This window comes from Inquilinus sp., from assembly GCF_057815775.1.
Window position 1 is genome coordinate 1 of the sequence record NZ_JBYRFX010000987.1, and the last position, 5,772, is coordinate 5,772.

Sequence of the window (5,772 nt, forward strand, 5' to 3'; positions counted from 1 at the left end):
GCGGCTTGAACTGCTTGTTGACCCAGAGGCCCACGTCGGTCGAGCCGGCGAGCATGCGGGCGGCCGGGTGCGCCTCGCGCAGGGCGGCGAGTTCGGCGAGCGTCGTGGGCGCGAAGAAGCGGTCGGCCGATGCGGCGCCGGTGTATTCGAGCGGCGGCCGCGACGCCATCGCCGTGAGGGCGGCGACGGCAGGCTGCGTGTCGAGCGCGACGGCCGGCAGGTCGAACATGCGCTGGCCGGCATCGAGGATCGGCCGGTAGCCGGTGCAGCGGCAGAGGTTGCCCGAGAGGTCGTCGGCCAACTGCTGGCGGGTGGGCTGGGTGCCGCCTTCCTGGTGGTGCTCGTAGGTCGACCAGAGCGACATCACGAAGCCGGGCGTGCAGAAGCCGCATTGCGAGCCGTGGCAGTCGACCATCGCCTGCTGCACCGGGTGCAGCGCGCCATCGGCGCCCTTCAGATGCTCGACGGTCAACAGCTGGCAGCCATCCAGCGTCGCGGTGAAGCGGATGCAGGCATTGACCGGGTCGTAGCGCATGCGGTCGCCGTCGCGCCGGCCGACCACCACGGTGCAGGCGCCGCAATCGCCCTCGGCGCAGCCTTCCTTGGTGCCGGTGCGGCGCTGTTCGATCCGCAGCCAGTCGAGGACCGTCTGGGTTGGGTCGACCGAGCGGATCTCGCGCAGTTCGTTGCCGAATAGGAAACGGACGGTGTCCCGCATGGTGGCCTCAACTGCCGCGATAGGTGGAATAGGACCAGGGCGAGATCAGCAGCGGCACGTGATAATGCTGGTCGGCATGGGCGATGCCGAAGCGGATCGGCACCTCGTCCAGGAAGGGCAGGTCGCCCGTGGCGACATTGGCGGTGCGGAAATAGGCGCCGGCGGCGAACACCAGCTCATAGGTGCCGGGCTGGAAATCATCGCCGGCCAGCAGCGGCGCGTCGCAGCGGCCATCGGTGTTGGTGCGGGTTTCGACCAGCAGGGTACGGCTATCGCCGTCGACGCGGTACAGGGTCACGGCGATGCCCATGCCCGGCCGGCCATGCGCCGTGTCGAGCACATGTGTGGTCAGCCGCCCTTGGTGGGATGCCATGTCTGTGGCCATCCTGCCTCTCCGTGTTGCCGGTCCCTGGCGATCCGTCACGCCACCGGGCATTATCGCCCGTTCTGGCTGCGACGTGCTTGTCGTTTTATTTCCGTTGTCATGTTTCACCCCCGCGGCCCGTCCCTCAACGGGTCATCGGCGGAAAGACTTTCAACGCAAAAGCGAAAGTGGACGCGGCCAGGGTCGCTATCCTGTGCTTGGGATCATGCGTGCGAGAGGAGGCCAGGGCCGGTGTCCGTCTATCCGAGAAACCTCATCGGCTATGGCCCGAACCCGCCCCAGGCCGACTGGCCGGGCGGGGCACGGCTGGCGCTGCAATTCGTCCTCAACTACGAGGAAGGCGCCGAGAACAGCATCCTGCATGGCGACGCGGCCTCCGAAAGCTTCCTGTCCGAGATCGTCGGCGCCCAGCCGCTGCCGGGCGTGCGCCATATCTCGATGGAATCCCTCTACGACTACGGTGCCCGGGTCGGCGTCTGGCGGATCCTGAAGCTGTTCGACCGCAAGAAGATCCCGCTGACGGTCTATGCTGTCGCCATGGCGGCCGAGCGCAACCCGGACGTGATCCGCGCCATGGTCGATGCCGGGCACGAGATCGCCAGCCACGGCTATCGCTGGATCAACTACCAGTATGTCGACGAGGCGGTGGAGCGCGAGCATCTGCGCAAGGCGGTCGAGATCCTGCAGCAGGTGTCGGGCCAGCGCCCGCTCGGCTGGTACACCGGCCGCACCAGCCCGAACACCCGGCGCCTAGTGGCCGAACATGGCGGCTTCCTCTACGACGCCGACGCCTATGACGACGACCTGCCCTATTGGGAGGATGTCGCGGGCAAGCCGCAGCTGATCGTGCCCTACACGCTCGACGCCAACGACATGCGCTTCGCCGCTGTGCAGGGCTTCAATTCCGGCGACCAGTTCTACGCCTATCTCAAGGACAGCTTCGACGCGCTGTACCGGGAGGGGGCGGAGACGCCGCGGATGATGTCGGTCGGCCTGCACTGCCGCATCGTCGGCCGCCCCGGCCGGATCATGGCGCTGGAACGGTTCCTGGACTACGCGAAGCAGCATGAGGGCGTGTGGTTCTGCCGCCGGGTCGAGATTGCCCGGCATTGGCACGAACGCCATCCCTATGGCGGGGCCGGGGCATGACCTTGCCGCGCCCCAGCAGCATGGACCGCACCCTGTTTACCGCCCGGTTCGGCGGCGTGTTCGAGCATTCGCCCTGGATTGCCGATGCCGCCTGGGAAGCCGGGCTGGGTCCCGACCAGGACAGCGCCGAAGGGCTGCACGCCGCTCTCAGCGCCGTGTTCCGGGCCGCGGATCATGACGGGCAGTTGGCCGTGCTGCGCGCCCACCCCGACCTGGCCGGCCGGCTGGCCGTGGCCGGCGAGCTGACCGCCAGCTCCAGCGCCGAACAGGCCAGCGCCGGGCTCGACCGCTGCACGCCGGCGGAATTCGCCCGGTTCCAGGACCTCAACACCCGCTATATCGGCCGCTTCGGCTTTCCCTTCATCATGGCGGTGAAGGGTCGCAGCCGGACCGAGATCCTGGCCGCCTTCGGCCGCCGCATCGGCAATGCCACCGACACCGAATTCGCCACGGCCCTGGCCGAGGTCGAAAAGATTGCCCTCCTGCGTTTGAAGGATCTGCTGCCGTGACCCTCGGGACCGCACCGAAGCAGAATACCCTGGCCTATGGCCCCGCGCTGATGGCGCGGCTGGAGGACCTGGCCCGCTTCAGCGAGGACCCGGACCGGCTGACCCGCACCTTCCTGTCGCCGGCGCACCGCCAGGCGGCCGACCAGGTGCTGGCCTGGATGCACGAGGCCGGCATGGCCGCGCGGCTCGACGCCGCCGGCAATGTCGTCGGCCGCTATGAGGGCGACCGGCCGGGGCTGCCGGCATTGCTGCTCGGCTCCCACATCGACACCGTCCGCGACGCAGGGAAATACGACGGCAATCTCGGCGTGCTCGCCGCCATCGCCGTGGTCGACGACCTCCACCGGCGCGGCGAGCGGCTGCCCTTCGCCATCGAGGTGCTGGGCTTCGGCGACGAGGAAGGAGTGCGCTTTCCCGTCACCCTGACCGGCAGCCACGCGGTCGCCGGCACGTCCGATCCCGCCTCCGCCGATGCGCGCGACGATGCCGGGGTGCGTCTCGGCGATGCCTTGCGGGCGTTTGGTGGCGATCCCGACGCCGTTGCCGGTGAAGGCCGCCGACCCGAGGATGTGCTCGGCTATGTCGAGCTGCACATCGAACAAGGGCCGGTGCTGGAGGCGGAGGGCCTGCCGCTCGGCGTGGTCACCGCCATCAACGGCGCCGCCCGCTACAACGCCACGATCCGCGGCATGGCCGGCCATGCCGGCACCGTGCCGATGGATCTGCGCCAGGACGCGCTGGCGGCCGCCGCCTCGATGATCCTGGCGGTCGAACGCTGCGCCCAGGGCCGGCGCGAGGTGGTGGCGACGGTCGGGCAGCTCGACGTGCAGCCTGGCGCCGTCAACGTCATCCCCGGCGCGGTGCGCTTCACCATCGACATCCGCGCACCCGACGACGCCGACCGCCTGGCCGCGATGGAAGAGATGGTGGCGGCGCTGGAGGGCATCGCCCGCGGCCGTGGCGTCGAACTGGTGCTCGACCGCTACCACGATGCCGGCGCGGTGCGCTGCGACGAGGCGTTGATGGCGCGGCTGGACGCGGCGATCCGCCGGCACGGCCTGCCGGCGCGGCGCCTGCCCAGCGGCGCCGGCCATGACGCCATGGCGATGGCGTCGCTGACCCAGATCGCCATGCTGTTCCTGCGCTGCCGCGGCGGCATCAGCCACAACCCGGCCGAATCCATCACCGTCGAGGATGCGGACCTTGCCGTCCGCGTGCTGCTCGACCTGCTCCGCCAGTACGACCATGCCTGACACGAAAGCCCCTGGGATGACCGACGCCATCGACACCGCCATCCACGATTATCTCCTCGGCGCGCGCGAGCAGCAGGCCCGGTTCCTGGCCGAGCTGGTCAAGGTGCCGTCCGACAACCCGCCGGGCGACTGCGACGCCCATGCCAAGCGGACGACGGAGCTGCTGCGCGAGCTCGGCTTCGAGGTCGAGGTCCATCCGGTGCCGGCCGAGCTGGCCAAGGCGCATGGCATGATCAGCGCCAGCAACCTGATCGTCCGCCGCCGCTTCGGCGACGGGCCGGTGATCGCGCTGAACGCCCATGGCGACGTGGTGGCGCCCGGCGAGGGCTGGACCCACGACCCCTATGGCGCTGAGGTGGCCGACGGCTGGATGTATGGCCGCGGCGCCGCCGTGTCGAAATCCGATATTGCCAGCTACGCCTTCGCCCTCAAGGCGCTGGAGGAGGCGGGGCAGCTGACCCGCGGCACGGTCGAGCTGCACATCACCTATGACGAGGAATCCGGCGGCGAGATCGGGCCGAAGCTGATCCTGGAGCAGGGGCTGTCCAAGCCCGACTTCGCCATCGCCGCCGCCTTCAGCTATGCCGTGGTCACGGCACACAATGGCTGCCTGCATCTCGAGGTCGAGGTGCGCGGCCGGTCGGCCCACGCCGCGCTGCCGTCGACCGGCATCGACGCGCTGGAGGCGGCGACGCCGATCCTGGTGCGGCTGTACGAGCACCGGCACCTCTACCAGACCACGATGTCGAAGGTGACCGGCATCGGCTCGCCGCAGCTGACCATCGGGCTGATCGAGGGCGGCATCAACACCAATGTCGTGCCCGACCGGGTGGCGTTCCGGCTCGACCGCCGGCTGATCCCGGAGGAGAACGGGGCGACGGTGGAGGCGGAGCTGCGCGGCGTCATCGAGGACGCGGCCAAGGCCTTCCCGAAGGCAACCGTCACAATCCGCCGCATTTTGCTGGCCGAGCCGCTGTCGCCGCTGCCGGGCACCGACCGGCTGGCCCAGGCCATCCGCCGCCGCGCCGCGCCGGTGCTGGGCGAGGAGATCCCGGTGAAGGGCGTGCCGCTGTACACCGACGCCCGGCACTACGCCGCGGCCGGGGTGCCGATCGCCCTCTACGGCGCCGGCCCGCGCACCATCGAGGACGCCAATGCCCATCGCGCCGACGAGCGGCTGAAGCTGGACAACCTGTTCAAGGCGACGGAGGTCATCGCCCTGGCGGTGCGGGATTTGCTGGTAGAGTAGGAGCTGATCCCGCCCCCTTAAGCTGTCATGCCCGGGCTTGACCCGGGCATCCAGAGGCTGTCGACATCCTCTGGATTGCCGGGTCAAGCCCGGCAATGACGGGAAAAGGGAAGCAACAAAGAGCGGCCGGAGCTCATTCGAGAATGCGCTGGTGCGAGTCGGCTGGTGGTGGTTTCGAGAACCGGCGCGCAGCGGACGTTTGGTCCGTGAGCACCGGAAGCGGAGAAACCGCCATCAGACGGCCGCACCAGTAGCGTTATCGAATGGGCTCCTACATCACGCCCTGGAGGTGCGGCCAGACCTCGTGCGCGCCGCGCCAGATCATGTCGATCGCGACGTAGAGGATGATGGCCAGGCCGACATAGGCGATCCAGCGGTGGCGGTTCAGCAGCTTGGCGATGAACGAGGCGGCGAAGCCCATCATCGCGATCGACAGCGCCAAACCGAAGACCAGGATGATCGGGTGCTCGCGCGCCGCGCCGGCCACCGCCAGCACGTTGTCCAGCGAC

7 protein-coding genes are annotated in these 5,772 nt (G+C 69.3%); 4 read left to right on the forward strand and 3 right to left on the reverse strand.

Annotation, left to right across the window (positions count from 1 at the left end; genetic code table 11):
• A partial coding sequence (locus AC3XYG_RS35240; protein ID WP_489144559.1) for a 2Fe-2S iron-sulfur cluster-binding protein occupies nucleotides 1–718 on the reverse strand: 718 nt, incomplete at its 3' end.
• A gap of 7 nt (nucleotides 719–725) precedes the next feature.
• Complete coding sequence (gene uraH / locus AC3XYG_RS35245; protein WP_489144560.1) at nucleotides 726–1,091, reverse strand: hydroxyisourate hydrolase; 366 nt, start codon at nucleotides 1,089–1,091, stop codon at nucleotides 726–728.
• Nucleotides 1,092–1,334: 243 nt separating this feature from the next.
• Between uraH and puuE the strand changes: the two genes are divergently transcribed.
• The 4 genes from puuE to AC3XYG_RS35265 are packed head-to-tail and all read left to right on the forward strand — an operon-like array spanning nucleotide 1,335 to nucleotide 5,263.
• Nucleotides 1,335–2,252: an allantoinase PuuE gene (gene puuE, locus AC3XYG_RS35250; protein WP_489144561.1), complete on the forward strand. Its 918-nt coding sequence runs from the start codon at nucleotides 1,335–1,337 to the stop codon at nucleotides 2,250–2,252.
• Nucleotides 2,249–2,761, forward strand: coding sequence for a 2-oxo-4-hydroxy-4-carboxy-5-ureidoimidazoline decarboxylase (uraD, locus tag AC3XYG_RS35255; protein WP_489144562.1), 513 nt, complete (start codon nucleotides 2,249–2,251; stop codon nucleotides 2,759–2,761). The genes puuE and uraD overlap by 4 nt, the downstream gene beginning before the upstream one ends.
• The gene (locus AC3XYG_RS35260) at nucleotides 2,758–4,014 is read left to right on the forward strand and encodes an allantoate amidohydrolase (RefSeq protein ID WP_489144563.1); all 1,257 of its coding nucleotides are present in this window, start codon (nucleotides 2,758–2,760) and stop codon (nucleotides 4,012–4,014) included. The genes uraD and AC3XYG_RS35260 overlap by 4 nt, the downstream gene beginning before the upstream one ends.
• A 16-nt stretch (nucleotides 4,015–4,030) precedes the next feature.
• A complete protein-coding gene (locus AC3XYG_RS35265; protein ID WP_489144564.1) occupies nucleotides 4,031–5,263 on the forward strand; it encodes an ArgE/DapE family deacylase in 1,233 nt (410 codons plus the stop codon).
• A 271-nt stretch (nucleotides 5,264–5,534) separates the two neighbouring features.
• Here AC3XYG_RS35265 and AC3XYG_RS35270 read toward each other — a convergent pair.
• A partial coding sequence (locus AC3XYG_RS35270; protein ID WP_489144565.1) for a TerC family protein occupies nucleotides 5,535–5,772 on the reverse strand: 238 nt, incomplete at its 5' end.